Origin of the sequence: Tabrizicola sp. YIM 78059, assembly GCF_004959785.1 — a bacterium.
In the GTDB taxonomy this organism is placed as follows: Bacteria; Pseudomonadota; Alphaproteobacteria; order Rhodobacterales; family Rhodobacteraceae; genus Tabrizicola; species Tabrizicola caldifontis.
In genome coordinates this window covers 1-26561 of the sequence record NZ_SJZH01000015.1, presented here as the reverse complement: position 1 = coordinate 26561, position 26561 = coordinate 1, and the positions used below count along the sequence as shown (strand labels likewise).

26 protein-coding genes are annotated in these 26561 nt (G+C 66.2%); 6 read left to right on the top strand and 20 right to left on the bottom strand.

Annotated features, from left to right (window positions below):
- Positions 1 to 13 precede the first annotated feature (13 nt).
- The 5 genes from EZM81_RS15870 to ftsH form a co-directional block, all read right to left on the bottom strand.
- On the bottom strand, positions 14 to 415 hold the full coding sequence (locus EZM81_RS15870) for an Hsp20/alpha crystallin family protein (protein WP_136646381.1): 402 nt from the start codon (positions 413 to 415) through the stop codon (positions 14 to 16).
- Between the two features lie 17 nt (positions 416 to 432).
- A complete protein-coding gene (locus EZM81_RS15865; protein ID WP_135451161.1) occupies positions 433 to 852 on the bottom strand; it encodes an Hsp20/alpha crystallin family protein in 420 nt (139 codons plus the stop codon).
- 287 nt (positions 853 to 1139) lie between these two features.
- Positions 1140 to 3968, bottom strand: a complete 2829-nt coding sequence (locus EZM81_RS15860; protein ID WP_135451160.1) for an ATP-dependent Clp protease ATP-binding subunit — start codon at positions 3966 to 3968, stop codon at positions 1140 to 1142.
- Positions 3969 to 3993: 25 nt separating this feature from the next.
- Positions 3994 to 4521, bottom strand: coding sequence for a phosphate-starvation-inducible PsiE family protein (locus tag EZM81_RS15855; protein WP_135451159.1), 528 nt, complete (start codon positions 4519 to 4521; stop codon positions 3994 to 3996).
- A 4-nt stretch (positions 4522 to 4525) separates the two neighbouring features.
- Positions 4526 to 6343 (bottom strand): ATP-dependent zinc metalloprotease FtsH, encoded by a 1818-nt coding sequence (ftsH, locus tag EZM81_RS15850; protein ID WP_136646380.1) that lies wholly within the window; start codon positions 6341 to 6343, stop codon positions 4526 to 4528.
- Positions 6344 to 6973: 630 nt separating this feature from the next.
- On the opposite strand from ftsH, the gene EZM81_RS15845 reads away from it, so the two are divergent.
- From EZM81_RS15845 to EZM81_RS15835, 3 genes are all read left to right on the top strand, one after another.
- Positions 6974 to 7360, top strand: a complete 387-nt coding sequence (locus EZM81_RS15845) for a DUF302 domain-containing protein (RefSeq protein WP_136646379.1) — start codon at positions 6974 to 6976, stop codon at positions 7358 to 7360.
- A gap of 43 nt (positions 7361 to 7403) precedes the next feature.
- Entirely contained in the window at positions 7404 to 7886 is a 483-nt protein-coding gene (locus tag EZM81_RS15840) for a DUF411 domain-containing protein (RefSeq protein WP_136646378.1), read from the top strand.
- A gap of 210 nt (positions 7887 to 8096) precedes the next feature.
- Positions 8097 to 9422, top strand: a complete 1326-nt coding sequence (locus tag EZM81_RS15835) for an MFS transporter (RefSeq protein ID WP_136646377.1) — start codon at positions 8097 to 8099, stop codon at positions 9420 to 9422.
- A gap of 676 nt (positions 9423 to 10098) precedes the next feature.
- On the opposite strand, the gene EZM81_RS15830 is transcribed toward EZM81_RS15835, so the two are convergent.
- From EZM81_RS15830 to EZM81_RS15805, 6 genes are all read right to left on the bottom strand, one after another.
- The gene (locus tag EZM81_RS15830) at positions 10099 to 11079 is read right to left on the bottom strand and encodes an FAD:protein FMN transferase (protein ID WP_136646376.1); all 981 of its coding nucleotides are present in this window, start codon (positions 11077 to 11079) and stop codon (positions 10099 to 10101) included.
- Positions 11060 to 13267, bottom strand: a complete 2208-nt coding sequence (locus tag EZM81_RS15825) for a PepSY domain-containing protein (protein ID WP_136646375.1) — start codon at positions 13265 to 13267, stop codon at positions 11060 to 11062. Before EZM81_RS15825 ends, EZM81_RS15830 begins: the two co-directional genes overlap by 20 nt.
- Before the next feature lie 13 nt (positions 13268 to 13280).
- Positions 13281 to 13748 (bottom strand): DUF2271 domain-containing protein, encoded by a 468-nt coding sequence (locus EZM81_RS15820; protein ID WP_135451278.1) that lies wholly within the window; start codon positions 13746 to 13748, stop codon positions 13281 to 13283.
- 64 nt (positions 13749 to 13812) lie between these two features.
- On the bottom strand, positions 13813 to 14196 hold the full coding sequence (locus EZM81_RS15815; protein WP_136646374.1) for a hypothetical protein: 384 nt from the start codon (positions 14194 to 14196) through the stop codon (positions 13813 to 13815).
- Between the two features lie 163 nt (positions 14197 to 14359).
- The gene (locus tag EZM81_RS15810; protein WP_248298246.1) at positions 14360 to 15022 is read right to left on the bottom strand and encodes a cytochrome b/b6 domain-containing protein; all 663 of its coding nucleotides are present in this window, start codon (positions 15020 to 15022) and stop codon (positions 14360 to 14362) included.
- Positions 15015 to 15323, bottom strand: coding sequence for a PepSY domain-containing protein (locus tag EZM81_RS15805; protein WP_136646373.1), 309 nt, complete (start codon positions 15321 to 15323; stop codon positions 15015 to 15017). The genes EZM81_RS15810 and EZM81_RS15805 overlap by 8 nt, the downstream gene beginning before the upstream one ends.
- Before the next feature lie 153 nt (positions 15324 to 15476).
- Here EZM81_RS15805 and EZM81_RS15800 point away from each other — a divergent pair, with 153 nt between their 5' ends.
- Together EZM81_RS15800 and EZM81_RS15795 are read left to right on the top strand one after the other, a co-directional pair.
- Positions 15477 to 16136, top strand: coding sequence for a response regulator transcription factor (locus tag EZM81_RS15800; protein ID WP_136646372.1), 660 nt, complete (start codon positions 15477 to 15479; stop codon positions 16134 to 16136).
- Positions 16133 to 17491, top strand: a complete 1359-nt coding sequence (locus EZM81_RS15795) for an ATP-binding protein (RefSeq protein WP_136646371.1) — start codon at positions 16133 to 16135, stop codon at positions 17489 to 17491. The genes EZM81_RS15800 and EZM81_RS15795 overlap by 4 nt, the downstream gene beginning before the upstream one ends.
- Before the next feature lie 55 nt (positions 17492 to 17546).
- Here EZM81_RS15795 and EZM81_RS15790 read toward each other — a convergent pair whose 3' ends face one another.
- Genes EZM81_RS15790 through EZM81_RS15755 form a run of 8 tightly spaced genes read right to left on the bottom strand, consistent with a single transcriptional unit; the run spans position 17547 to position 24994 of the window.
- Complete coding sequence (locus tag EZM81_RS15790) at positions 17547 to 18689, bottom strand: fumarylacetoacetate hydrolase family protein (protein WP_136646370.1); 1143 nt, start codon at positions 18687 to 18689, stop codon at positions 17547 to 17549.
- Complete coding sequence (locus EZM81_RS15785) at positions 18667 to 19542, bottom strand: aldose 1-epimerase (RefSeq protein ID WP_167851058.1); 876 nt, start codon at positions 19540 to 19542, stop codon at positions 18667 to 18669. Before EZM81_RS15785 ends, EZM81_RS15790 begins: the two co-directional genes overlap by 23 nt.
- A 10-nt stretch (positions 19543 to 19552) precedes the next feature.
- Entirely contained in the window at positions 19553 to 20263 is a 711-nt protein-coding gene (locus EZM81_RS15780) for an SDR family oxidoreductase (RefSeq protein WP_136646368.1), read from the bottom strand.
- A gap of 10 nt (positions 20264 to 20273) precedes the next feature.
- Positions 20274 to 21026, bottom strand: a complete 753-nt coding sequence (locus EZM81_RS15775) for an ATP-binding cassette domain-containing protein (protein ID WP_135451248.1) — start codon at positions 21024 to 21026, stop codon at positions 20274 to 20276.
- A gap of 3 nt (positions 21027 to 21029) precedes the next feature.
- Entirely contained in the window at positions 21030 to 22010 is a 981-nt protein-coding gene (locus tag EZM81_RS15770; RefSeq protein ID WP_135451249.1) for an ABC transporter permease, read from the bottom strand.
- A gap of 59 nt (positions 22011 to 22069) precedes the next feature.
- Complete coding sequence (locus tag EZM81_RS15765) at positions 22070 to 23050, bottom strand: sugar ABC transporter substrate-binding protein (protein WP_136646367.1); 981 nt, start codon at positions 23048 to 23050, stop codon at positions 22070 to 22072.
- A gap of 23 nt (positions 23051 to 23073) precedes the next feature.
- Entirely contained in the window at positions 23074 to 24279 is a 1206-nt protein-coding gene (locus tag EZM81_RS15760; protein ID WP_136646366.1) for a mandelate racemase/muconate lactonizing enzyme family protein, read from the bottom strand.
- Positions 24280 to 24286: 7 nt separating this feature from the next.
- Entirely contained in the window at positions 24287 to 24994 is a 708-nt protein-coding gene (locus EZM81_RS15755) for a FadR/GntR family transcriptional regulator (RefSeq protein ID WP_135451252.1), read from the bottom strand.
- Between the two features lie 90 nt (positions 24995 to 25084).
- Between EZM81_RS15755 and EZM81_RS15750 the strand changes: the two genes are divergently transcribed.
- Positions 25085 to 25999, top strand: a complete 915-nt coding sequence (locus EZM81_RS15750; protein WP_136646365.1) for an SMP-30/gluconolactonase/LRE family protein — start codon at positions 25085 to 25087, stop codon at positions 25997 to 25999.
- A 149-nt stretch (positions 26000 to 26148) separates the two neighbouring features.
- Here the strand turns inward: EZM81_RS15750 and EZM81_RS15745 are convergent.
- A partial coding sequence (locus tag EZM81_RS15745; RefSeq protein ID WP_371685765.1) for a transposase occupies positions 26149 to 26561 on the bottom strand: 413 nt, incomplete at its 5' end.

The window sequence follows — 26561 nt, the reverse complement described above, 5'->3', positions numbered from 1 at the left end:
TCCTTTCCTTGGCTCAGGCGGCCTTGACCTTGATCATCTTCGGCTGGGTGGCCTCGCTGCGCGGCAGGCGCAGGGTCAGCACGCCGTTCTTCATTTCAGCTTCGATGCGCTCGGCATCGAAATCCTCGGACAGAGTGAAGGCACGTTCGTAATCGCCCGGCTCATACTCGGCATGGGCCAGGCGCAGCTTGTCGGGGCCGGCATCGTGCGAACGGGCGCGGATGGTCAGCACCCGCTTTTCCAACGCGACATCCACGTCATCGGCCGCCACGCCGGGCAGTTCGAGCATCAGCGTCACGCCTTCCCTGGTCTCGACAATATCGGTCAGCGGCCGCCAGACCGGGCGGTTGCGGGTGGTTTCGGCCGCAGCTTCGGCCGGGGTCTGTTCGGGGGCCTTCGCAACTTCGGTGGTCATTGTCTGGTCCTCCTCTTTCAGGCGGCCTTGATCTCGATGCGGCGGGGCTTGTCCTCTTCCGGGCGGCCCACGGCAATGCGCAGCACACCGTCGGCAAAGCGGGCCTCGACCTTCTCGGGATCGACGCGGAAGGGCAACCGGATCGCACGGGTGAAGCGGCCGAAGGCCCGCTCGCGTCGATGCCAGGTTGCGCCTTCGGGCAGTTCGGGCGCCTTGCGTTCGCCTGATAGCGTCAGGATATTGTCCTTCACTTGGATGTCGATGTCGGCGGGTTCGACGCCGGGAAGTTCGGCGGTGATGGCCGCTGCTTCGTCATTCTGCCAGACGTTCAGCGCCGGGAAGGGGCGCGGCGCACCAAAGGCGCTGTCCAGATCCTCGGACAGCCGCCGCATCAGAGCAAAGGGATCAGCAGGGTAAAGTGCAGTCCTGTAGAGCATGTTCACCTCCTTGTGGACGGCCCGAAGGCGGCCACGAAGGACGGGAGGGAGGCGTTCGACTGCCCCCCGCTCTGGAGTCGGACGTCACCTTGCGGGGTCCAGATCGGCACCCCCGGTGGCCTGCCGCTTGGGCCAGACCCGTCACCTTGCGTGAACCCCTCGCGGGCGTTCGGCCTTAATGAAGGAAGGCCCCGCGGTGATTTCAAGAGGCTGACGGACCGAATATTCATATTCGTTTTCATATGGTTGCGAAAACGGCGGTGGCCTGCGCCACCGCCGTCGATCCTTCAGGCACCGGCTTCCGGTTTCCCGCCCGAAGGCGGGTTTTCCGCCGCTTCGGCCGCTGGTCTTGCGGTCGTCACCGGCTCGATCCGCACCTGCTCGGCCGTCTTGTCCCAGCTGATCCGCACCTGATCGCCCTGCGCCACCTCGCCGCCCAGCATGGCGCGGGCAAGGCGCGTCTCGACCAGACTGCGGATCTGACGCTTCAACTCGCGCGCGCCATATTCCGGGCGGAAGCCTTCGGCCGCGAGCATATCGATCAGGCTGTCGTCGAAGATGATCTTCACCCCCTGCGACTGAGCCGTGCGCGTGACCCTGCCAAGCTGCAACAGCACGATCTGCCGGATCTCGTCCTTTGTCAGGCTGTGGAAGACGATGATGTCGTCCAGCCGGTTCAGGAACTCGGGTCGGAAGTGGCCGCGCAGCACTTCCATCAGCTCGGCCTTCAATTTCTCGGGCTGCTCGGCCGCCGTGCCGCGCAAGAGAAGCCGCTTCTGGATCCGGTCGGCGCCGAGGTTCGACGTGGCGATGATGATGGTGTTGGTGAAGTCCACCACGCGGCCCTTGCCATCGGTGAGGCGCCCGTCGTCGAAGACTTGAAGCAGGACGTTGTAGACATCGGGATGCGCCTTCTCGATCTCGTCCAGAAGGATGACCGAATAGGGCTTGCGGCGCACCTTCTCGGTCAGCTGCCCGCCCTCGTCATAGCCCACATAGCCCGGCGGGGCGCCGATCAGGCGGGCGACGGTGTGCTTTTCCATGTATTCCGACATGTCGATGCGGATCATCGCATCCTCGTCGCCATAGACGACTTCGGCCAGCGCCTTGGCGAGTTCGGTCTTGCCGACGCCGGTCGGACCGAGGAAGAGGAAGGTGGCGACGGGTTTCGAGCCCTCGCGCAGCCCCGCGCGCGCCAGCCGGACCGCGTCCGAGACAGCCCGGATCGCCTCTTCCTGTCCGATGACCCGTTCGTGGAGACGCTCTTCCATCTTCAGAAGCTTGGCGCGTTCCTCCTCGGTCAGTTCATCGACCGGGATGCCGGTCAGCTTCGAGACGATCTGCGCGACATGGGTCGCCAGCACCTCGGCCGTCCCGGTGGCACGCGCCTTTTCCCAGGCCTCGGTCAGCTCCTTCAGCGTCGCTTCCTTCGCCTCGATCTGCTTGCCGATCTCGGCGGCCTTGTCATAGTTCTTGCGCGCTGCGGCATAGTCCTGCTCGCGCCGCAGCTGATGCAGTTCGGCCTCGATCTCCTGCACTTCGACCGGGCGGGCCGTGGCCGACAGCTTCACCCGCGCCGCGGCCTGGTCGATCAGGTCGATCGCCTTGTCGGGCAGGAAGCGGCCCTGGATGTAGCGATCGGACAGTTCCGCCGCCGCCACGATGGCCTCGTCGGTGATCGTGACCTTGTGGTGCGCCTCGAAGGTGTCGCGCAGGCCGCGCAGGATCATGATCGCCTGGGCCACGGTCGGTTCGGGCACCATCACCGGCTGGAAACGGCGTTCAAGGGCCGCGTCCTTCTCTATGTGCTTCTGGTATTCGTTCAGCGTGGTCGCGCCGATCAGGTTCAGTTCGCCCCGCGCCAGCATCGGCTTGAACACGTTGGCGATGTCGAGGCCCCCCTCGCCTCCGCCCTGGCCGGCGCCGACGATGGTGTGCAGCTCGTCGATGAACAGGATCATCTCGCCCTGATGATCCGTCACTTCCTTGAGGATCTTCTGCACCCGCTCCTCGAACTCGCCGCGGTATTTCGACCCCGCGACCATCGAGTTTATGTTCAGCTCAACCAGACGCTTGCCGCGGATCGCCTCGGGTACCGAGCCCTCGACGATGCGCTGCGCCAGCCCCTCGACGATGGCCGTCTTGCCCACGCCGGGTTCGCCGATCAGCACGGGGTTGTTCTTCTTGCGCCGGGCGAGGATCTCGATCGTGGTCTCGATCTCGGCCGCGCGGCCGATCACCGGATCAAGCTTGCCATCGCGCGCCATCTTCGTCAGGTCGCGCGAATACTTGTCCAGCTCCGGGGTGTTGGTTGGCGCTTCGGCCTTGCCGTCCTCGGCACCCGACTTGCCCACCACGCGGGCGACCTGCTGGCGCAGCGCCTGTGGCGTCAGGCCCAGTTTTTTCAGCATGTTGGCGGCCAGGCCCTCGCCTTCTTCGGCCAGGCCGATCAGCAGGTGTTCGGGGCCGACATAGGAATGGCCGAGGTCGGTCGAGGCCCCGAAGGCACGGCTGAGCGCATCCTTCACCCGCGGGCTGACGCCGATCTCGCCCTCGTGCGGTTTTTCGCCGCGCTTCGCCTCGGCCTCGATCTGGGACTTCAGCTGATCGACCGAGATCTTGAACTGGTCAAGCACGGTACGCACCACTTCGGATCCGGTCAGCGCCAGCAGCAGGTGTTCGGTATCCACCTCGGACCGGCCCATGTCGGCGGCATGGCGCGCGGCCTCCTGCAACAGTTTTTCGGCCTGCTCGCTGATCTTGCTGGCAAAGCCCCCCCCCTGACGGCGGGCGCTGCGGGCACGCGGGGCCTCGTCGCCGAAGGTGGCATCCACCACCTCGTCATCGTCCCCATCGCCGGCCGCAGCCCCCAGGGGCGGCAGATCGAAGCCCGCATCCTCCATCAGGCTGCGGAAGGGCTGGTCGCCGAAGAATTCCTCGAACAAGCCGCCGCGCCGGCCGAACAGCGATTCCAGAGGCGAGGCCGTGCGTCCCTGCCGGCGCAACACCTCCCTGTAATGCTCGTCGCACAGTTCCATGTTCTGCGTGCGCCCGTTGACCGAGGCGCGGACCCGCACCGTTGCCGGCTTTCCGCAGATGTCGCATTTGCCTTGCATGCTTTACCCTCCGTCAGGTGTTCAATCATTCGTGTCTGTGTAGAATCGACCTGTCGGCCGCACCTTGATCTGCCGCAAGGTCACGCGCCGGGGCGCGCCCTGCATCCTGCCAGCGTATCATCCAGTAGATGCCGCCCAGTGCCAGCGTGGCAAAGGCAAGGGCGGCAATGGTGGCTGCCCCGGTCTTGTCCAGGTCGAGGATGATGAACTTGCGCAGAAGCGCGAGGAGCGCCACCAGCACCACGGTGCGGACATGGAACACCGTGTCGTGGCTTTCGACCGAAACGACGATCGACCGCTTGAACTCCAGCGCGATGATCACGGTGAAGATCGCGCCGAACACGGACTGGAACACCTGGTGGTCGGCCGGGTCGAGCGACCCTTCCAGGACCAGCCCGACCATCACCCGCAGGAACAGGTTCCACATCGCCGCCAGGATGACGACGATCAGCAGCAGCGACAACGACAGCGTGACAGCCTGTTCAAACCGCTGGTACAGCGTCAGCACCGCCCAGCGGTCGGCAAAGGCGTTCCAGTCCGACCGGATCGACATCGCCCTACTCCGCCGCCAGCGGTGCCGGCCGCAGGGCCGGGAAATCGTCGGGCGTGATCGTCTCGCGCTCCAGCAGCAGCCTTGTGCCCGCCTCCAGGTCGGCGCGGCGGGAGGTCAGCACCTGTTTTGCCCGCTGGTAGGCGCGGTCGATCAGGTCGCGCACGGCGAGGTCCACCTCGCGCGCTGTCGCCTCGGAATAGTCGCGCGCAGTCAGACCGGGCGCACCGTCCTCGCCCAGGAAACTAGCCCGCTGCGCCTCCAGAACCGCCTGGCCCAGCTGGGGATGCATCCCGAAGCGGGTGACGATCTGCCGGGCGATGTCGGTCACCCGGGCAAGGTCGTCCGCCGCGCCGGTCGAGATCTCGCCCAGCACCAGATCCTCGGCCGCACGGCCCGCCAGCAGCACCACCATGCGGTTTTCCAGATCCTGCCGGGTGATCAGGAACCGGTCCTCGGTCGGCCGGGTCATCGTGTAGCCCAGAGCGCCGATCGAGCGGGGGATGATCGAGACCTTGTGCACGGGATCGGCGCCGGGCAGCGAAGCGGCCGCCAGCGCATGGCCCATCTCGTGCCAGGCCACGGCCTCGCGTTCCTTCGGGTTCAGAAGCCGCCCCTTGCGCTCCAGCCCCGCCACGATCCGTTCGATGGCGGCGGTCACGTCCTGCATGGTCACGGCCTCGGCCCCCCGCCGGGTGGCCTGGATCGCCGCCTCGTTGACCAGGTTCGCCAGTTCCGCACCGGAAAAGCCCGGTGTCAGCGCGGCGATCTGGTCCACGTCCAGACCCTCGTGCTTCACCTTCTTCAGATGCACCTTCAGGATCGCCGCGCGCCCCCCCTTGTCGGGCCGGTCCACCACCACCTGCCGGTCGAACCGGCCGGCGCGCAGAAGCGCGGGGTCCAGGATCTCGGGCCGGTTGGTCGCAGCCAGCAGCACGATCCCCTCGCGCGGGTCAAAGCCGTCAAGCTCGGTCAGAAGCTGGTTCAGCGTCTGCTCCTTCTCGTCATGCCCGCCGCCGAAGGCGCCCACGCCACGCTTCTTGCCCAGCGCGTCGAGCTCGTCGATGAAGATGATGCAGGGGGCAGCCTTGCGCGCCTGCTCGAACAGGTCGCGCACCCGCGCCGCGCCCACGCCCACGAACATCTCGACGAATTCCGAGCCCGAGATCGAGAAGAAGGGCACCCCCGCCTCGCCGGCGATCGCGCGGGCGACCAGGGTCTTGCCGGTGCCGGGCGGGCCCACCAATAGGATGCCCTTGGGGATGCGCGCGCCCAGCCGGCCGTATTTCTGCGGCTCCTTAAGGAAGCTGACGATTTCCTGGAGTTCAGCCTTCGCCTCGTCGATGCCGGCCACGTCGTCGAAGGTGACGCCCGTGTCTTTCTCGACATAGACCTTGGCCTTCGACTTGCCGACCGTCATCATGCCGCCGAAGCCCTGCTTTTCGGCAAAGCGGCGGAAGAAGAACGACCAGAGCGCAAACAGAACCACCACCGGAACCACCCAGGACAAGAGCATGTTCAGGAAGGTGTTGGTCACCGTGCCGTCGTAGGCCGCGTCCGACTGTTCCAGCCGCCGGGTCAGGTCGTCGGGCACGATGTTGGTGACGAAGAATTCCGCGCCGTCCTGGGGCTCCTTGTATCTGCCGAAGATCCGCTCTGTCTCGACCTGGACCTCGGCGATGCGATTTTCCTCGAGAAGCTGCAGAAAGCGCGAATAGGGAATGCGCTCTGTCACGCTTGCCCCCTGCCACCACGACTGGAACAGCATCAGAAACAGGAAGGCCGCGATCCAATACCAGATGTTGATCTGCTGCTGCTTGTTCATCCTGAAAATCTCCGGTTCCGGCCACATTCCCTGCGGCCCTCGCCTGAACTTATCAGCGAAACTTCGGGTTGCATCAGGCAAATGCAACCTTGATCGCAGGATGCGCGCCGCATTCCCTCACGAGTGAGCTGCTTTGCCCCGCTGCGTCGCCTGCTGGTTGCCGAGGGCCCTGCTGCAGAAAACGCTTGACGGGACTCATCGTGCGGATCCAGCGTGACAGCCGGATGCCGCGCACAGACCACCACCGGCCCGCAGATTGCAGGGATTGGCCCGATACGCCAGATCGCGCGTCGCGGCCAGGCCATCCGGGTCCAGGCAGCGAACGGCCAAACGGTCGGCACGCGCAGCAGCGCAGGAATTGGGCGCCGCCGATGACGGAATTGGCACCCGGTGCCGGCGAAGTCGTGTGATCGATGCCGCAGCGGACCATCCGGCCCGGGCCGCGGCAAAGGTATTTCGCCGGCCGGCATGCGCAACCGGACGATCAGGAGGAGCGGATGATGAACGGATATGGAATGGGGCCGGGAATGGGTTTTGGCTGGATTGTGGGCCTGCTGGTGCTGGTGTTGCTGGTTCTGGCCATTGCGGCGCTGATCAAATACCTTCGGAAATAGAAAATACGGGGTGGCAATGGCCTATACGATCGACCGCATGATCCCCGGGTCCAGCCTTGACGATGTCGATGCGCGGACGCGAAAGGCGCTGGCGGATCACGGCTTCGGCGTCCTGACCGAAATCGACGTCGCGGCGACGATGAAGAAGAAGCTCGACGTCGAGATGCCGGCCTACCGCATCCTTGGCGCCTGCAATCCGAAGATGGCGCATCAGGCCATCGGGCTGGAGCCCCGCGTCGGCGCGATGCTGCCCTGCAACGTCATCCTGCGCGAGGTGCAGGGCGGGGTCGAGGTCAGCGCGATAGATCCGGTGGCCTCGATGCAGGCCATCGGAAACGATCGACTGAAAGCCGTGGCTGGGCAGGTGCGTGACCTGCTGGCCAAGGCAGTCGCGGCCATCTGATGCTTCGCCCGGGCAAGACTGCGCAAACGGACAGGAGGACCGGATGTCCAGCCACAACCTTTGCCGCCGCAAGGTGCTTAAGGGCGCAACGGCGCTGCTGGCCATGTCACCGCTCGCGGCCGCTGCGGAAGGCGCCGCCCATACGATCCATGTGGTCAAGGATCCGGACTGCGGCTGCTGCAACAGCTGGATCGGGCATCTGCGCGACAACGGTTTCACCGTCAGCTTCGAAGAGCGCGGCCCCGTCGCGCTGTCGGCCTTCAAGCGCGAGCGCGGCATCCCGGATGAACTTGCCTCCTGCCACACCGCCATCATCGGCGATTACACGATCGAGGGCCATGTTCCGGCCGCCGATATCCGCCGGCTGCTGGCCGAGCGCCCCGATGCGCTCGGGCTGGCGGTCCCCGGCATGCCCTATGGCTCTCCGGGAATGGGTCCGGAAAGCGCGCGCGAGGCCTATGACGTTCTGCTGATCCGCAGGAACGGAACCGCGGAGGTCTTCGCGCATTATCCTGCGGCGGGATGACGACGGCCTGGGACAGGCGGTGCGGCCTGGCTATCGCCTGACGTGAAGGGAGGGAACGCCCCGACTGCGGGCTTGCCGCAAGGACCGTATCTGCCGCCAATAGTGCCTGATCGGCAGCGTCATGACAGCGGGGGCAACAGTCCGGCAGTGCCGGAACCTGAAGACCTCGACGGCCTCTGCCAACTCGTGCGACCCTTCCGGGGACATATCATGCTTTCGATTCTTTCCAACCGAACCTACCGGCACCTCTTTGCAGCCCAGGTCATCGCACTGGTGGGCACCGGACTTGCCACTGTCGCGCTGGGGCTTCTGGCCTGGCGGATCGCGGGCGACAACGCGGGCGCGGTTCTGGGCACCGCACTGGCGATCAAGATGGTGGCCTATGTGGCCCTCTCGCCGCTCGCCGCGGCGCTGGCGGTGCGGGTACCGCGGCGGGCCTGGCTGGTGGGACTGGACCTGATCCGTGCCACCGTGGCGCTGGCCTTGCCCTTCGTGACCGAGGTCTGGCAGGTCTATGCGCTGATCTTCCTTTTGCAGGCGGCCTCGGCGGGCTTCACCCCGGCCTTTCAGGCGACCATTCCCGACATCCTGCCCGACGAGGCGGACTATACCCGCGCGCTGTCGCTGTCGCGGCTGGCCTATGACCTCGAAAGCCTCGTATCGCCCATGCTCGCGGCGGCGCTGCTCACGGTGGTCAGCTTCCCGGCGCTATTCGGCGGCACGGTGATCGGCTTCCTCGCCTCGGCCGCGCTGGTCATGACGGTGCGGCTGCCCGCGCCGCAAGCCCCGGCTGCGGGCGGGGTCTGGGCCCGCACCACGGCGGGCCTGCGCCGCTATCTCGCCACGCCGCGGCTGCGGGGCCTTCTGGCACTGAACCTTGCGGTGGCGGCGGCGGGGGCAATGGTGATTGTCAACACCGTGGTGATCGTGAAGGCCGGCCTCGGCCTGGGCGAGCCGCAGGTGGCGCTTTCGCTCGCGGCCTTCGGGACAGGGTCGATGGCGGCGGCGCTGATCCTGCCGCAGCTTCTGGACCGAATGCCCGACCGCCCGGCGATGCTGGGTGGGGGGGCGCTGCTTACGCTTGCGATGCTGGCCGGACCGCTGGTAGGGGCGCTGCCCGCGCTGATGACGCTGTGGCTGGTCACGGGCTTCGGCTATGCGCTGGTGCAGACACCCACCGGGCGGCTTCTGCGCCGTTCGGCCCCGGGCGAGGAGCGGCCGACGCTGTTTGCCGCACAGTTCGCGCTGTCGCACGCCTGCTGGCTGATCGCCTATCCGCTGGCGGGCCGGGCCGGGGCGGCGATCGGGCTGCCTGCGACCTTCCTTGTCATGGCGGTACTTGCCGCAGCGGGAACCCTGCTGGCATGGCGCCTATGGCCCGCAGCCGAGGAAACCGCGCTGACCCACAGCCACGCGGACCTGCCCCACGACCATCCGCACCTGCGCGAACACGGATTCGCGCCGCACTGCCACCCTGCGGTACGCGACGCGCTGCACCCGTTCTGGCCACCTCAGGGCTCGTGCCCGGCCGTCTGACCACGGCTTCCGGCCGGACCTGTCCGCAGGCAACCCGTGGCTGGGCTTCCTTGCCCAGCTGGAACAGCACAGCGCCCGAGGGAAACATCGACAGCGCCACGAACCGGAACGCGGTCGATGTCCCCTGCGTAAGGCTTGCAGGGAAGCAAGGCTCCAGCGCGCCTACGGCATGGCCAAGGTCGCGCCGGAAATGGTTCATGCCGGCGGCCATGCTGCGCCAGGCTCGCGGCGTGATGTCGGCCACCGCGGCAGAGAGCTTGGGATAGGGCAGCGCCATGCCGAAGCCCGCCCCCCGCCGCGCACCTGTGCCCGGGACCACCATCGCCGCGCCGACGCCGCAGATCCACATGGCCGGCATGTTGCGCCGGAACCGCCCAACCCGGTCCGACAGCCGATCGGCGGCGATGCTGATTACTGCCTTCACCGCGCCCAAAACAACGACGAACTCACCAAGCAGCAGGACGGATCAACACGCCGCCCATGGCGATGGCGAAGCCTGCGTGAATGTGCCCTGCCACGGCATGGCCATAAAGCTGCCAAGGCGCGGCTCGCCCCGCGCGAGGACAAAACGGATTGGCGGCATCACTGCAGCGACCACCGCGCCACGATGCGCGATGGGCATCCCCCCTGCGCACGCGTGGGCTGCCTCACGAGATGAAGCAGCGGCTCCGCGGGTCTAACCTTCGACAGCCCCGGCCGTCGCAGCGAGAGTTCCGGAAAACAGTCTGCCAACCGGAAGGGCTTTGGTGCCGCCTGCATCATCGCGCGTCAGGAAAAGGGCGTCGAGACACGACTTCTCTGCCAGCATTGCGCCCGCCTCGGCCCCCCTGACCATCAGCGCCGTCGCCCAGGCATCAGCCTCGGCGCAGGTGGGTGCGATCACCGTCACCGATGCGGGCGGGGACAGCAGCGGCGCGCCCCGTGCAGGGTCGATCGTATGCGACAGTTGCCGACTGTTGACCGTGACCCAGTGACGATAGTTGCCCGAGGTCGCCACTGCGGCATCCTGAAGCGTCAGTATGGAATGGGGCGCGCGGCGGTTGCGATCGGGTCGTTCGACCGCAATGGTCCAGGGATGCCCGTCAGGGCGCAGTCCCATTGCGCGCATTTCCCCATCGATCCCGACCAAAGCATCGCGGATGCCATGGGCGAACAACGTCTCGGCCAGCCGGTCCACTCCGTATCCTTTAGCGATCCCGTTCAGGTCCAGGGTAACGGGGGCGGTCTTGCGCACACGGCCCGCATCCAGTTCCAGCACCTCGTGGGCCAGGTGGCGGGTGGCCTGCATGGCCGTGCGGATCGCCAGCGGATCGGCGGCCGACACCCCGAACCCCCAGGCGCACACGGCATCGCCTTGCCCGATGTCGAAGGCCCCCTCAGATGCTCGGCCAATGGCCAGCCCCAGTGCCAGCACCCTGGCCAGATCCTGCGGCAGTTTCTGCCAGGCGCCCACAGGGGCGGCATTCAGGCGCATCAGGTCGCTGTCCGGCTTCCAGGTGGACATCTGGTCATCAACCGCATCGACCGCTGCCTGCAGCGCGACACGCACCGGGGCGGGGTCGAAACCATCGGGCGCGAAGAACAGTGCCGACCAGCGGGTGCCCATGGTGGGGCCGTTCAGGGCGTGACGGATCAGGTCAGTAGACATCTTCGACATAGCGCCCCTCAGCCTTCAGAACCGCCGGCGTAAGCCCCGAGGGCGCAAGTATGTCCTCAAGGGCGCGGGCAACGCCTTGCGCCATGTCACGTCCACCGCAGACCATGATCCTTGCACCCTGGCGGATTGCATCAGCCACCAGCGCAGCCTCGGCCCGCAGTGCATCCTGAACGTAGTGCGGCCTTGCTCCGCGTGAAACCGCGGTGAACAGGCGCGCAAGCCGCCCCTCGGTCTGCCAGATGGCCAGTTCCTCGCCATACAGAAAGTCGCTGTCCCGGTTGCGTATCCCGAAGAACAGATACATCGGACGGCGGCGGGCGTTGGCACGGATGAACCCGGCCAGCGGGCCGACGCCAGTACCCGCGCCAATCAGGATCAGCGGTGCCCGATCCTGCCCGGCGTGGAACCGCGGATTGCGGCGAAGGAAGGCGCGGACGCGCGCGCCCGGCTTCAGCGCCACAAGCTGCCCGGAAGTCAGACCACCCGGGTGCTTGCGAACAACGATCTCGATGAATCCGTCGCTTGCCCCCGACGCCAGAGAATAGAGACGCGGCACAGGCGAGCCTTCGGGCAGGACGCCAAGCAGGTCTCCGGCCTCGAACCGCGCCATGCCACGACCGGTCAGACGCTGCCAAAGCGTGACACGCGGCAGGGCAAACCGCAGGATCGCCATCGGCACCTGCACCTCTGCCCCGTAATCGCGCCGCGAAATCAGATCGAGTGTAAAGCCATCGGGTATGGCAGGTTGGTGGGCCAGCTCCAGGCTTAGGCCCAGGGCATCGCCCAGCGCCCTGCCCCAGCGAGCGAAATCCTGCGGCGACTGACGATCGACCGTATCCATCGGCAGAAGGCTGGCCCAGCCCTTCGCACGGGCAAGGCGGTCCACCTCGGCCGCAAAGGCGCAATAGGCGGGAAAGCTGCGGTCGCCGAAGCCCAGAACGGCAAAGGGGGCTGCGGGTGGCTTGCGCATGCCACCCAGCCGATCGAGGAACCCCTTCGCAGTTTCAGGGGCACCGCCGTCGCCATAGGTGGCGGCAAGGATCAGGAAACGTTCGGCACGGGGGTAGCGATCGGGTTCAAAAGAAGTCATCGGCGCAACGTGGACGGCCTGCCCCGCCTCGCGAAGCGACCTGGCCAGTGTTTCGGCAAAGCCCCAGGTGCTGCCCCCTTCAGAGCCGACAAGAATCACGTCCCTGGCCCGCGCGGCCGGAGCATTGTCTTTCGGGTGGGTCCAGCCGCGACGCCCCTGAGCCCAGACCAGCAGGCCCGTCATGCCCAGGATCGGAACGCTGAGCGCAAGCAGGCCAAGGATCAGGCCGAACGTGGCCGCGCCCTGTCCTGTATGCAGCATGTAGATGGTTTCCGACACCTTCTGCCAGGGCGTAGCCTCGGCCCATGCCAGCATTTCGCCGGTGCCCTGGTCGATCAGACCCGTGCCCGAATCGGTGACCAGGGTGAACAGATCCTGCAGATCCCCTTCCTGGGGAAAGCTCAGCTTTCGCAGCGAATCGACCGGAACCGACCTCAGTGCCGCCATCCGGTCGATCGGCAGTCTGGTCGTGCCGCTGATGGCCGCCGGCAAAGGCGGGCGAGGCGCGTCATCGGGAAGAAGATTGAAGGTCGAGGCCGTCATCCACAACGCTGTGCCTGCAGAAAACAGAAGGCCGAAGACGGCGATGCGGGAAATCTCGGCATGCAGTCGACCGGCGATTGGACCCCGCAGGCGCGCGAACCAGTGACGCCAGCCGCCGACTCGACGGGCGATCAAGGCCGCCCCCGACAAAGCCAGTACCAGCATCGCCGCAGCACCCGCCGCCATCGCCAGCCGTCCTGAATCACCAAGGAAGAGGGAACGGTGCAGGTTGGTCAGCCACCGTTCCACCGGGTTCGGGTCGGCCGGGCCAAGATCGCCGCCGGTCACCGGATCGACCACGGCCGAGCCAGCCGTGCCGCCCTGAAACCACCAGGCGGTGATCCTGCCCGAGGGCGATCGGCGGATTTCCTCCAGCCCCGGATGGGTTGCCGCCACCAGCGCTGCAAGATCTGCCACGCTCTGCCCTGCTCCGGGCTGCGGTGCCGAAAGGCGTTCGGCCGCAGGAAAGACCGACAGCGCCGCACCGCTGAGCGAAAGGACGGCAAGCAGCGCAAGGGCCAAAAGCCCCGGCCAGCGGTGAAGCGCGCGGATCATGGTGGCCTTCCCCCTACCGATAGACGAAACTGGCGATGTAGCGCCGGCCCTGCACGGGCTGGCCCGCGCCTGCGGTGGTCAGCGGAACGGCGATCTCGTTCGGGCTGTCGCGCATGTCCTCGACAGCCGCATCGATGTGCAGCGTGTAGCCCGCATCGAACAGCGCATCGGCCAGATCCAGCGTGATTTCCAGCGAGCGGCCTGCGCCGACGCTGGCGCCGGTGATGCCGTCGATCTGCGCCGCGTCGCCGCCTGTGGCGGCATACCAGCTGCTCAGGTGTTCATAATACTTGGACTTGTGGCCTGCCATCCAAAGGCTGCCGACATAGGCGCCCGAGGCATCGGTGACGTAAAAGGCCAGATAGGCCCCGTCGCCACCGTAGTTGTTCAGCGTGGTCGTCAGCGTCACGGGACGCGCCATCGCCAGCCCCGGAAGGGTCAGCGCGGTGGTCAGGGCAAGAGTGGCGAGAAGGGATTTCATGACAGATCCTCTGGCGTTGGCTGCGGTCCCGGTTCTACCGGGACCGGATGACAGGAAGATGGGCTCACTTGGTCACGGCGACGGGCGGCGCGCCGCTGCCGAAAAGGCCGTTGGCCGGCGGCGCGACGGTGCCGGCTGGTGCGGGATTGCCTCGCGCGCCGGCCCCCCCGCAATCGTCATCTTCATCCTCATCGTCTTCCTCGTCGCAATCGTCGCCTTCGTCGTCATCCTGCCAAAGCTGGCCCCATCCGCCCTCGTCCTCATCGTCATCATCACCGCTCACACGGATCACTTGCGTGGACCCGTCGTCCGAGCTGAATACGGCGGTGCAGACGCTGCTGCACTGCACAGTGGCAGCGCCCCGGCCCTGTGAGGCGGCCAGGGCTGGAAGGCCAAGCGTCAGCGTCAGGGCTGACGAGGCAACAAGAAGGGAAAGTCTGGATGTCATGGCTTGGTCTCCTTTGATCTGCTGCCCGGAACCTGTGCCCCGGACCTGAGCGGTTCCTGACGCGCGTGCGTTTTCTGCTTCAGCATGGCGTCAGGAAGAAAAGGGCCCCGCCGGTAAAAGGCGGGGCCAGTCGGACCGCGGGACAGGCGGTCGGGGAACAGGATCAGGCCACATCGCCCGGGTCGGCAGGCCGTTTATCGCCGGTCAGCATGGCGCGGACGAGGTTCTCGCGGTGACGGACCGAGGCCAGGACGACACCGAAGATGTGGAGCGCGACAAGAAGAAGTGTCAGGTTCGCAAGGGTTTCATGGGCTGCCCTGAGCGGTCCGTCTGTGTCGCCCTGCCAGCCATCGGCCTCGCCGTAGTCGTCCTCGTCGTCATCCGCCCAGGCGGGTGCCAAGGTCTGCGGCAGGGCCGGAAGCCTGGCCTGGCGGGCCGGATCGGTCATCAGCCAACCGGTGAAGGCCGTCCCCGACAGCGTCAGCAGAAGGACCAGAATCATTGCCGCGCCTGCCGGATTGTGGCCGAGATACCGGCGCTCGCGCCCACGCAGCATGGCGCCAAGATAGGCGAGCGTCGCTGCCGGACCCGTCACGAACTGGGCAAACCGCGCATGACGGCTGCCTGCGAACCCCCAGACCAGCCGAAAGACGACAAGACTCGCCACCGTGTAGCCTGCCAACTCGTGCACCGGCTGGACCTCGTCGGCGGCCAGCCAGGCGGTCGCAAAGGCCGCGACAAGGCCCCAGTGGAAGACGCGCACCAAGGGATCCCAGACCCGCACCATCGCCGCGCCCGCGTCATGGCCGGATGCAGGATCAATCATTTTCCGGTTCCTTCCGTTCCTTGTCGTGTTCATCATCATCGAACTCGACCTCCAGGATCTGCAGTGTTCCGGGATGGATCTTCGCCTCGATGGCACGACCATCGGCGTTCCGGCCGTCGATCTCGTAACAGCCGTCGTCGATCTTGATGCGCCGAACGGTCCAGCCCTGCTCGGCCGCAAGGCGTGCGACCGCCTCGCGTGGCTGCCAGTTGGCCATCGGCACGAAGCAATCGTCGTCGGCAAAGGCCGCACCGCCAGTGATAGCTGTCAGAAAGGCAAGAATTGTCATGATCTTTCGCATCGGCCACACTCCGGGCTAGGGCACGTCCGGACACCGTGATGAACGCCGAAGCTGACGGCAGGCTGAAGCCGGTCGGATCCCGGCTTCAGCCTGATGTCAGGCCTAGGCGACAAAACATGGGGCGACACGGGCCAAGGCAACGGCGGGAGACCTATGCGCACATTGCTGATCGAGGATGACACGGTCCTGGGCGCGGCGGTGCGCGACCAGCTTGCCGCCGATGGCCATTCGGTCGATTGGGTGCAGCGCCTGGACGCCGCAGGCGATGCCCTGACAGGTGCGCACTTCGACCTTGTGCTTCTTGACCTGATGCTGCCGGACGGCCGGGGTATCCCGTTCCTTCGCCGCCTGCGGGCAAAGGGCGACGTGACGCCCGTGATTATCCTGACCGCGCTGGACCAGATCAGCGACCGGATCGAGGGGCTGAATGCCGGGGCCGACGACTATCTGGTGAAGCCCTTCGACCTCGCCGAACTGTCGGCGCGGATCGGGTCGGTCGCGCGGCGCTATGCGGGCAACCCCAATCCCATCGTCACGCACGGGTCGCTGGAAATCGACCTTGCGGCCCGCACCGTCCACCGCGACGGCCGCCCCATCAGCCTGACCGCCCGCGAATGGGCTCTGTTCGAGGCGTTCCTGTCCCGCCCCGGCCAGCTGCTGTCCAAGGCGCAGCTAGAGGACAAGCTTTATGCCTTCGGCAACGAAATCGAAAGCAACACGATCGAAGTGCATGTCAGCCGCCTGCGCAAGAAGCTTGGCGCCGGCGTGATCGAGACAGAGCGCGGCCTCGGCTACCGGCTTGGCCGCGCATGAAGGCGCCGCGCAGCCTTCAGGGGCGTCTCGGCCTTTGGCTGGGCCTGGCGCTGACCGCCCTTTGGGTCGCTGCGGCCAGCGTGACCGCCCTGATCGCACGGGGCGAGATCGAACAGGTCTTCGACGCGGCGCTGCAGGAAACCGCGCAGCGCATCCTGCCACTTGCCGTGGTCGATATCCTGAACCGCGAGGAAGCCGGGATCAGCCAGCGCCTGGCCGCCATCCGCGAGCACGACGAATACTTCACCTACATCGTGCGTGACGATCAGGGGCGCATCCTGCTGCAATCCCATGCTGCCGACCCGACGGTCTTTCCCGCATGGGACGGAGCGGGCTTCCGCAGCACGGCGACCCACAGGCTTTACAATGACGAAGCCGTGCAGGGCACGATCCGCATCACAGTTGCGGAACCGCTGGCCCATCGCGCCATTGTCGCATGGGATATCCAGATGGGCCTGGGCCTGCCGCTGCTGGTCGTTCTGCCGGTTGCGCTGATCGCCATCGTCATGGCCGTCCGCGCCAGCCTTGCCCCCCTGCGCAAGTTCCGCGACCGGCTGGCAGCGCGGGGTGCAAGCGACCTGAGCCCGGTCGCCAGCACCGACCTGCCGAGCGAGATCGCACCTCTGGCCGAAACGATGAACAGCCTGCTCGCCCGGCTGGATGCGGCCTTCGAATCAGAGCGCAGCTTTGCCGCGAATGCCGCACACGAATTGCGCACCCCGCTGGCCGGGGCGATCGCGCAGGCCCAGAGGCTTCAGGCCGAAATGCGGGATGCGGATGCCAGGGCCAGGGCGGGCGAGATCGAGGCGAACCTGAAGCGCCTGACGCGCCTTGCGGAACGCCTGCTGCAGCTTGCGCGCGCCGAAGGCGGTCGTCTGCGGCGCGGGTTTGTCGCCGATGTGCGACCTGTGGCCCGGCTGATCGTGGACGAGCTCGCGCGGGTTGGCGGACCCGGGTGCATCCGCCTCACACTGCCTGCAACCGCCGTGCTGACGGATCTTGACCCCGACGCTTTCGCGATCCTGCTGCGCAACCTGATCGAGAATGCCCTGCGGCATGGCCGCGCTGACTGCCCGGTCGATGTGGTCTTATCGGGGGACGGCACGCTGATCGTCGCCAATGAGGGGCCTGTCGTGCCCGCAGACGATCTTGCCCGACTGACGCAGCGGTTCGAACGGGCCAAGTCCGGTGCCACGGGCAGCGGACTTGGGCTGGCAATCGTGCGCTCCATCGCGGAACGGACCGGCAGCAGTTTCGAGATCCGATCACCGCGCGCGGGCGGGGATTCAGGGTTCGAGGCGATCTACCGCATCCCCGATGTCAGGCCCGAGCGGTCAAGGAACGCCCAGGAATGATGCTTCTGCCCTCGCGGCCGTCTGCGACCATGCCCTGCCGGTCACATTCCCCGTTCTAAAGCAGCCCGCGCCCGGCCAGATTGCCCATCAGTGCGCGGATGCCAAAGGTCCATTCCGGGCATTCGGTCGAAAGCCGCACCGTATTGCGCAGCGCACCCAGGCCAGGGGCAGAGATCGTTACCACGTCGCCGATCCGATGGGTGAAGCCGCCGCCCGGTTCATCGCGATCCTGCGTGGGCGCGAAAAGCGTGCCAAGGAAAAGCATCAGCCCGTCAGGATACTGGTGATGCCGCCCGATCGTCTGGGCCACCAGATCCTCGGGGTCGCGGCTGATCTCGGCCATCGAGGAACGCCCGTCGAGCACGAAGCCCTCCGGCCCCTCGACGCGCAGCTGAAGCTCCAGCCTGCGCACCGCGTCCAGGTCCCAGCCTGCGTCGAACAGCCGGATGAAGGGCCCGATCGCGCAAGAGGCGTTGTTGTCCTTGGCCTTGGACAAGAGGAGCGCCGAGCGCCCCTCGACGTCGCGCAGGTTCACATCGTTACCGAGGGCGGCCCCCACGATCCGCCCGCGCGACGAGACCGCCAGCACCACCTCTGGCTCGGGGTTGTTCCACTTCGAGGAAGGGTGCAGCCCGACGGCCGCCCCGTGGCCGACCGAGGACAGCACCTGCGCCTTCGAGAAGACCTCGGCATCCGGACCGATCCCGACCTCGAGATACTGGCTCCAAAGCCCTTCGGCCTGAAGCGCGGCCTTGGCAGCAGCAGCCTCGGGCGAACCGGGGCGGATATTGCGCAGCGAGGCCCCCATCGCCGCGCCGATCCGGGCACGGATCGCCTCGGCCCGGCCCGGATCGCCGCCCGCACGCTCTTCTATCACCCGTTCGACCATTGATCCGGCGAAGGTTACCCCGCAGGCCTTGACCGCCTGAAGATCGCAAGGCGCAAGAAGATGCGCCACCGATAGGTCGCCTGCCGGCGCGGCGAGCAGCACATCCAACGGAGCGACCGGCGTCCCTTCGGCCCGGCGCACATGGGCCACGGGGTCGTCCATTTCGCAGATGTCGCGCACCGTCGGCGCAGCGCGGCTGGTGATGTCCACCACCTGCCCGTCGCGCACGGTCACCACCGATGGCCCGCCCAGGGCAGGGTTCCAGATCCGGCCGATCAGGAGAGCGTCAGGAGGCAGGGCTTCGGTCATTTCGGGTCCATTCCATTGTCATCGACAGGATCATATCTTCACCCGGCGCCAGGAAGCGCAACCCCGGAAAGCCCGGCAGTGCATGGGCATCGACCGGATGCGAGACCGGCTCGAGGCAGAAGAAGTCCGATTCCCGCCCCGGCGAATAGAGCAGCACCGTGGACATGCCGGGCGCGGTCAGCCGGATCGTCAGACCGCTCTGGCCCTGCCGTATTTCTGCCGCGCCCGACCAGCCGGAGAAGCCGGCGTTGATCCAGCCATCGGGAAGCGGCCGCGGCCTGTCGAACTGCAGGTCAGAGGGAAGCGCGGCGGGCTCTCGCGTGGCAGGCAGGTGCCGCCCGTCCTCGGGCCACCAGCCAGCGACGGCAAAGGCGACACGCGTTCCGCCATCCCGCGGGAACCAGGGGTGGAAGCCTCCCCCGAAGGGCAGGACGCAGGCAGCCCGGTTGCGCAGGACAAGCCGTACATCAAGACGGTCGGGCCGCAGGCCATAGCTCAGCCGGGCACTGTATAGAAGCGGGCCGAAGGCGCCGGCAGGCAGGTCGAGAGAGACAGAGTCAGGCGCATGCCCCACGATGTGCCACGGTCGCTGGAACGCATCACCGTGGATCGGGAAGGCCTCTCCCGGCAGGTTCTGCTCCAGTGCAACGGGACTGCCAGCCACCATGATCGGGACAGAGACCCGGTTCGAGAAGGGCGCAAGGATGTTCATGGCCCAGGCGAAGGGGTCGGCCTCGCGCGCCGGCGCAAGTGGTCGCAGGATGGGCAGACCATTCGTTTCCAGTACCGCCAGCGCCGCCCCATGGTCGGGACCGACCAAAGCCCGCGCCGGCCCGGCGCGCAGTTCGATCATCCGGTGCGCTCTACCAGCCGCCATCGATGGCGACGTTCTGCCCCGAGATCATCCGCGCCGCATCCGAACACAGGAAGAGCGCAAGGTTTGCCACGTCCTGCGGCTGGATGCGCGACTTGATGCACTGTCGTTCCAGAACCCAGGCGTTGTATTCCTCCAGCCGGTCGGCGAACACGCGGTTCTCGGCCTCGGACACCACGGCACCCGGCGAAATGGCGTTCACCGTAATCCCGTGCGGGCCCAGTTCTCGCGCAAAGCCCTTGGTCAGCCCCAGCATCGCACCCTTCGAGGCGACATAGGGCACATAGCCGTCCCACTGCCCGTTCAGCGTGATCGAGGTCAGGTTGATCACCCTGCCCCAAGCCTTTGCCTTCATGCCGGGCGCAAGCGCGCGCGTCAGCACGAAGGCGGCCGAGGAGTTGACCCGGATCTGGTCCTCGTATTCGGCAAGACTGAAGGCGTCGTGCGGCTTGTTGATGATAAGCGCAGCGTTGTTGATCAGGACATCGACCGGATCGTCTGCGGCAAGACGCGAAGCGGCTTCCTGCGTGGCGGCAAGATCGTTCAGGTCCACCCCCAGCCAGACCATGCCTCCCGGCGCCGCGCCGCCGGGGCGGTCGAGCACCGTCACACGGTGGCCTTCCGCGGCAAAGGCCGCCGCCATGGCCCGGCCGATCGTGCCAAGGCCCCCGGTGATCACGACATGTCTGCCGGCTTTCATCGCTTCCTCCCTAGAGAACGTCGTGGACTTCCTCGATCGAGGTCTCCTCGATCCGCTTGTCCAGCACCACGCGGCCATGCGCCATGGCCACCACCCGGTCGCAACAGGCAAAGACGTGGTGCATGTTGTGACTGATGAAGATGCCGGTCACCTTCTGCGCGGCCAGCGATTTCACGAAGCCGATGACCTTGTTCGTCTCCTTGACCGAAAGGTGGTTAGTCGGCTCGTCCAGGATCAGCACCTTCGACTTGAAGTGCATGGCGCGGGCGATGGCCACGCCCTGCCGCTGGCCACCGGACAACTCGCCCACCAGCGCATCGGGGGATCGCAGGTGCAGGTCCACGCTGGCGATGGCGGCCACGCTTTCGGCGCGCATCCGTGCCTCGTCCAGGATACCGATGCCGAACAGAGAGGCTTTCAGCGGCTCGCGCCCGATGAAGAGGTTGCGAGCGATCGACATGCTGGGAACCATCGAGTTGTACTGGTAGATCGTTTCGATCCCCTGGTCCATCGCGTCGCGTGGGCCCCGCATTCGCACTAGATGGCCATCGACCATGACCTCGCCCTCGTCGGGCTGATGCAGGCCGGCCAGGATCGAGATCAGGGTGGATTTGCCCGCACCGTTGTCGCCTACAAGGCCCACGGCCTCGTTGCGCTCGAAGTCGAGGCTGACGCCGCGCAGGGCATGCACGCCGGAATACCACTTGTGCAGGTTGCGAACCGAGATGACGGGATCTGCGGCCCTGCGGAACTCCGTGCTCATATCTCAGCCCTCCACCTTCATCGCGCGGCCGCGCTTGCGCAGCCAGGCGTTGCCGACCACGGCAAGGATCGTCAGCGCCCCGATGGCAAACTTGAACCAATTGGAGTCGACCCGACTGAGGACGAGGCCGTTGTCGATGACGCGGATGAGGATGGCTCCGATGATTCCGCCGAGGATGGACCCGATCCCTCCGGTCAGCACCGTGCCCCCGATCACTGCGGCGGCGACGGCGGCAAGCTCCATCCCCTCGCCCATCGAAGGCAACGGAGAGCCGACGCGAAGCACCTGGATCATGCCGGCAAAGCCCGCCAGAACCGAACAGATCATGAAACAGGCGATCTTCACCCGGGCGGTCGGAATACCCATAGCATTGGCCGCCGGCAGGAAGCCGCCCGTCGCGCGCACCCAGTTGCCGAAGTTCGTGCGCGACAGAAGCAGGCTTACCAGGGCCGCGATCACCACGAACCAGATAAACGAGGCACGGATCAACTCTCCCGGGCCGACGAACGAGATGAAGATCTGTTCAGGGATCCGCTCCATGTCCAGCCGGGGCGGGAAGCCGCCCGAGATCACCACCGTCAGAGACCGCGCCATGAACAGCATGCCTAGCGTGGTGATGAAGGACGGTATGGCGAAGCGGATGGTCAGCCAGCCGTTGACAAAGCCGATCGCCGCGCAGAGCAGAAGCCCGATGGCGACCGATGGCAGGAAGGGCCAGCCCTGTGCCATCAGCACGGCCATGCTCATCGGCATGAGCGCGAAGACCGAGCCGACCGAAAGATCGAATTCGCCGCAGATCATCAACAGCGTGACGCCGACCGCAACCAGCGCCATTTCGGGAAGCAGCCCGAGGACGCCGCGCAGGTTGGCGGTCGACAGGAAGATGCCGTTCGACAGGATCTGGAACAGCACGACCAGAGCCACAAGCAGCAGTGCCGCCGCAAGCTCCGGTTTCTGAAGGAATGTCTTGACCAGAAGTCGCATCCGGCATGTCCTTTGGCAGCATGGGCTTCCGGGCCGCATGTGCCCGGAAGCCCGTGGGATCAGCGCAAGCCCTGCGCCGAAAGTTCCATGATTGCGTCGGCATCGGCCGGCGTGACGATGCCCTGCCCGGTATCAACATCTGCGGGGGCAAGGCCGATGGTCTCGTTGAGATAGACCATCATGACGGGGATGAAGCCCTGCATGTAGGGCTGCTGGTCCACCTGGACCTGCACATAGCCCTTCTGCATCTGCTCGACGACCTCGGGCACCAGGTCGAACCCGCCGAGCAGAACCTTGCCCGGCTCGATGCCGCGGTCGGCCAGCACGCGTGCGACGGCGGCATGCCAGAACCCCGTGTCGAAATAGGCCGTGGTGTCGGGGTTCGCGGCCAGATAGGCGCCCACGCGGTCGGCGGTCACGGCAAGATCGGTTCCGCTGTCGATCTTCTCCCAGGTGATGTCGCGGCCCGAGCTGGCCTTGTACTCCTCGAGGAAGTTGATCACGCCCTGCCCGCGCTGTTCCGACCAATTCTGCCCCGGCGCAGAGATGCCGACCAGCACCTTGATCGGCCCCTCGGCCGGGAAGTTCGCGGATTGCGCCTTGCCCAGCGAATAGCCAGCCGCAAGAAAGCCCTGCCCGACAAAGGCCTGCCGCGGATTGCCGGCCGCGCCTTCCAGATCGTCCACGTTCACACCGATCACGGTGATGCCGGCATCGCGAGCCCGTTTCAGCACCTCATCCAGCGCGGTGTTGTCCACGATCGAGGTCAGGATGGCATCGGGCTGCTGCGCGATCGCCGCCTCGATGTTGGCGAGCTGATCCTGGATCGACCCCTCGGTCTGGGTGAACAGCATCTGGCAATTTGCCCCGACCTTGCCGCAGGCGTCGTCGAAGCCCTTCTTGACCGCCTGCCAGAAGGTGTTCGAGGCCGACGAATGGTGCGTGAAGACGATGTCGATTGCGTCCTGCGCCCTTGCCGACAAGGCAGACGTCATCAGCAAGGCGGCTGTCAGGGCCGCCAGTCCGTTGGTCCTTTTCATGGGTTTCCTCCCTAGGGTTTCAATCAGATCGTGGTCGCGTCCGACCTCCTGCGCGACAGGGTGAAGGCCCGGCCGATATCAGGGTGCAGTTCCATCCCGAGACCGGGACCGGGCGGCACCGTGATCATGCCGTCCTTCACCTCGGGAAGGGCGGTCACGAGATCGCGGTACCAGGTGCGGTAGAAGGCGCGGACGCTCTCCTGAACAAGAGCGTTCGGCGCATTGAGCGAAAGATGGGTCGAGGCGCAGAGCACCACCGGCCCGGTGCAGTCGTGTGGAGCGACGGGCAGATGCCAGGCCTCGGCCATGGCGGCGATCTTGCGCGCCTCGGACAGCCCGCCGCACCAGCTGATGTCCAGCATCACGACCCCTGCGGCACCGGTTTCCAGCAGATCGCGGAACGCCCAGCGCGAGCCCAGCGTTTCCGAGGCGCAGATCGGCGCGGGGCTGTGCTCGGCATAGCGTTTCAGGCTGGCAAGGCTGTCCATGCGGATTGGATCCTCGTGCCAGAAGGTATTGAACGGAGCCAGCGCCTTTGCGATCTGGATCGCTGGCAGAAGCTGCCACATCGAATGGAACTCAACCATGATGTCCATCCGGTCACCCACAGCGGCGCGGATCTTCTCGAAGGGGCGCAGAGCCTCCTTCAGGTCAGGGACAGAGATATACTGCCCGCGCGTGCGCTCGGCTGCGATGTCGAAGGGCCAGATCTTCATCGCGGTGATCCCTTCCTCCAGCAGGGACTGCGCCAGTTCGTCGGCCCGGTGCAGGAAGGCGTTCAGGTCGTCGTAATCCTGCCCGCCGCCGGAAAGGGCGTAGTTCGCAGTCGTCTGGCCGGTGGCCTTCTTGATGTAGTCGGTGCCGGCGCAGGTGTTGTAGGTGCGGATCCGGTCGCGCGAGAAGCCGCCCAGAACCTGCGCGACCGGCTGGCCGACGGCTTTGCCGAAGATATCCCACAGCGCGATGTCGAAGGCTGAATTCCCGCGCACCTCGGCACCCGAGGAACGGAACCCGAGATAACCAACCAGATCTGCGGACAGCCGGTCGATCTGCAGGGGGTCGCGGCCGATCACCCGCGGGGCGATCCATTCGTGCACGTGCGCCTCGACCGTGGCGGCACCGAAGAAGGTCTCGCCCAGCCCCTTGATCCCCTCGTCCGTGCCGACCTCGATCCAAAGAAGGTTGGGCCGTTCGGCGATGCGGATGGTGTCGATGGAGGTGATCCTCATGGCTTCCTCAGGTCAGGCCGGCCGAAATCAGGGCGCGCACGCTTTCGTCGAAATGCTGCGACATCGCCGCAACGGCGCGTTCGGGATCGCCGTCAGCGACAGCCTCGGCGATCTTCTCATGGTTGGCGATCATCGCCTCGCGCCCCTCGGCCGAGGTGCGACTTCGCCAGCCGATCGGCCAGGTCTGCGACGTGATGCCCTGGAAGGCTCCGACGATCAGCGCGAAGACCGGGTTCTTGGAGGCGCGCGCCAGGGCCATGTGGAAGGCGAGGTCATGGCGCATCAACTCCTCGGGGGTCGCGATACTGGCGCGCATCGCCTCGGCCTCTTCCCGGATGATCCGCGCCTCGTCGTCGCTGCGCCGCAACGAGGCGAGGGTCACGATCCGCGTCTCGATGGTGCGACGCACGTCATAGATCTGCTGGATGCTGATCTGGTCAGTATGCACCCCGTGCTCGATGATCAACGACATGGCACCATGGTCGATCGGTGCGACGGTGGCGCGCTTCCCGGTTGCAAGTTCGATGATCCGCATGGCGGCCAGCGACCGGAACGCCTCGCGCACAACCGTGCGCGACACCTGAAGATCCCGGGACAGCGTCGCCTCGGAGGGCAGACGGTCGCCCGGCATCAGATCCTGCTCCCGGATCAGCCGGGTGATCGCGCCGACAGTGCTGGAAACCAGCCCGCCGCCGGGATCCGTCAGTTCCCCCATACGTTTCACCACAAAGTTGTCATACAGGTTGATGTTGAATTGCTAATAGATTCGCACTAGGCTGTTGTCAACTGCTTTGGGGACCATGTTATGACTGCCCGCCTGATCCTGCCCTCGGCCAATGTCGTCGGCGAAAGCCTTGTCTGGGACGATGCGCGCGCCTGCCTGGTCTGGGTGGACATCATCGGGCGGCGCATCCACCGGCTGGACCCGCAAACCGGCGCCCACGAGACCTGGCCAACGCCGGGGCGCGTCACCTCGATCGGCCTGCGCAAGGACGGCGGCGCAATCGTGGGGCTTGAACGCCACATCGCTCTGTGGGACTGGGACGGCGACTTTCGCATCCTCTTCGAGGTAGAGCCCGACCTGCCCGGTAACCGCCTGAACGAAGGCGTCGTGGGGCCGGACGGCGCCTTCTGGGTCGGCTCCATGCAGAACAACATAGGCGCGGACGACGCCCCCCTTGCCATCGAGGGCAAACGTGGCCGGCTTTACCGGCTGGCCCCGGACCTGACGCTTTCCCGCGTCTCGGACGACATGTTCGGCATCACCAACACGCTGGTCTGGCCGGAACCGGATCGGCTGATCACTGCCGACACGCTGGACGATGCGCTTTATACCTATGCTGTCCGGGACAACCGGCTGCACGACCGACGCCCGTTCCAGTCCGGCTTCGGGCGTGGCCTGCCGGATGGTTCCTGCCTTGATGCGGAAGGCTGCATCTGGACGGCCCGCGTCGCCGGCGGCGCCTGCCTGACACGAACCGACCCAGAAGGCCGGGTGATCGCCGTCGTGGACCTGCCCTGCACCTGGCCCACGAGCTGCGCCTTCGGCGGGCCGGACCTCGCGACGCTCTATGTCACCTCGGCCCGATTCACCATGACGCCCGACCACCTTGCTGCCCATCCGTGGGAAGGCGGTCTGTTCGCCCTGACCCCGCCCGCGCCCGGCTGTCCAGCCTTTCGCTTCGGTGAACCGTCGACGTTCCCGGCCGATACGGACTGAACGGTGGAGTGCCCATTTTATTGCGCTTGAGGCCAGGGAGAACCAACTGGCCGGCCATCTCGAAACGGCCTTGAATTGGGCAACTGAACCGTACTGGGTTTGCCGGAGACTGATTAGCGTTAGTTACGCGGTGACGTTGCCCCCAACTTTTATCCAGGGTGAGCGAGACTCCTGGTCTGAGTTTTGCCCATTTGGGCGGGTTGGGCAACGGGGGCTGGCGCGGAGCTTTGCGGGTCGCGCAGCGTCAGGCCCCGTTGCGGGGTGAAGGTTTGGGCGAAGGCGGCCGGCGTTTGCCACCCGAGGCGGGAGTGGGGGCGTTCGTTATTGTAGTCGGCGCGCCAGGCGGCCAGCGTGGCGCGGGCATGGTGCAGGGACGGGAACAGGGTCTCGTTCAACAGCTCATCGCGCAGGCGGCCGTTGAAGCTCTCGATAAAGGCATTCTGGGTTGGCTTGCCGGGGGCGATGTAGTGGCAGTCAAACTTGCGGTCATCCGCGAACTTCAGGATCGCGTTCGAGGTGAACTCGGGATAGTGCCCCGGGTGATGGTGTAGGAGGCGGCGCG

Coding starts and splice junctions, on each gene's coding strand:
- EZM81_RS15870 (WP_136646381.1), bottom strand. CDS start 415: ATGACCACCGAAGTTGCGAAGGCCCCCGAACAGACCCCGGCCGAAGCT.
- EZM81_RS15865 (WP_135451161.1), bottom strand. CDS start 852: ATGCTCTACAGGACTGCACTTTACCCTGCTGATCCCTTTGCTCTGATG.
- EZM81_RS15860 (WP_135451160.1), bottom strand. CDS start 3,968: ATGCAAGGCAAATGCGACATCTGCGGAAAGCCGGCAACGGTGCGGGTC.
- EZM81_RS15855 (WP_135451159.1), bottom strand. CDS start 4,521: ATGTCGATCCGGTCGGACTGGAACGCCTTTGCCGACCGCTGGGCGGTG.
- ftsH (WP_136646380.1), bottom strand. CDS start 6,343: ATGAACAAGCAGCAGCAGATCAACATCTGGTATTGGATCGCGGCCTTC.
- EZM81_RS15845 (WP_136646379.1), top strand. CDS start 6,974: ATGGCCTATACGATCGACCGCATGATCCCCGGGTCCAGCCTTGACGAT.
- EZM81_RS15840 (WP_136646378.1), top strand. CDS start 7,404: ATGTCCAGCCACAACCTTTGCCGCCGCAAGGTGCTTAAGGGCGCAACG.
- EZM81_RS15835 (WP_136646377.1), top strand. CDS start 8,097: ATGCTTTCGATTCTTTCCAACCGAACCTACCGGCACCTCTTTGCAGCC.
- EZM81_RS15830 (WP_136646376.1), bottom strand. CDS start 11,079: ATGTCGAAGATGTCTACTGACCTGATCCGTCACGCCCTGAACGGCCCC.
- EZM81_RS15825 (WP_136646375.1), bottom strand. CDS start 13,267: ATGATCCGCGCGCTTCACCGCTGGCCGGGGCTTTTGGCCCTTGCGCTG.
- EZM81_RS15820 (WP_135451278.1), bottom strand. CDS start 13,748: ATGAAATCCCTTCTCGCCACTCTTGCCCTGACCACCGCGCTGACCCTT.
- EZM81_RS15815 (WP_136646374.1), bottom strand. CDS start 14,196: ATGACATCCAGACTTTCCCTTCTTGTTGCCTCGTCAGCCCTGACGCTG.
- EZM81_RS15810 (WP_248298246.1), bottom strand. CDS start 15,022: ATGATTGATCCTGCATCCGGCCATGACGCGGGCGCGGCGATGGTGCGG.
- EZM81_RS15805 (WP_136646373.1), bottom strand. CDS start 15,323: ATGCGAAAGATCATGACAATTCTTGCCTTTCTGACAGCTATCACTGGC.
- EZM81_RS15800 (WP_136646372.1), top strand. CDS start 15,477: ATGCGCACATTGCTGATCGAGGATGACACGGTCCTGGGCGCGGCGGTG.
- EZM81_RS15795 (WP_136646371.1), top strand. CDS start 16,133: ATGAAGGCGCCGCGCAGCCTTCAGGGGCGTCTCGGCCTTTGGCTGGGC.
- EZM81_RS15790 (WP_136646370.1), bottom strand. CDS start 18,689: ATGACCGAAGCCCTGCCTCCTGACGCTCTCCTGATCGGCCGGATCTGG.
- EZM81_RS15785 (WP_167851058.1), bottom strand. CDS start 19,542: ATGATCGAACTGCGCGCCGGGCCGGCGCGGGCTTTGGTCGGTCCCGAC.
- EZM81_RS15780 (WP_136646368.1), bottom strand. CDS start 20,263: ATGAAAGCCGGCAGACATGTCGTGATCACCGGGGGCCTTGGCACGATC.
- EZM81_RS15775 (WP_135451248.1), bottom strand. CDS start 21,026: ATGAGCACGGAGTTCCGCAGGGCCGCAGATCCCGTCATCTCGGTTCGC.
- EZM81_RS15770 (WP_135451249.1), bottom strand. CDS start 22,010: ATGCGACTTCTGGTCAAGACATTCCTTCAGAAACCGGAGCTTGCGGCG.
- EZM81_RS15765 (WP_136646367.1), bottom strand. CDS start 23,050: ATGAAAAGGACCAACGGACTGGCGGCCCTGACAGCCGCCTTGCTGATG.
- EZM81_RS15760 (WP_136646366.1), bottom strand. CDS start 24,279: ATGAGGATCACCTCCATCGACACCATCCGCATCGCCGAACGGCCCAAC.
- EZM81_RS15755 (WP_135451252.1), bottom strand. CDS start 24,994: ATGGGGGAACTGACGGATCCCGGCGGCGGGCTGGTTTCCAGCACTGTC.
- EZM81_RS15750 (WP_136646365.1), top strand. CDS start 25,085: ATGACTGCCCGCCTGATCCTGCCCTCGGCCAATGTCGTCGGCGAAAGC.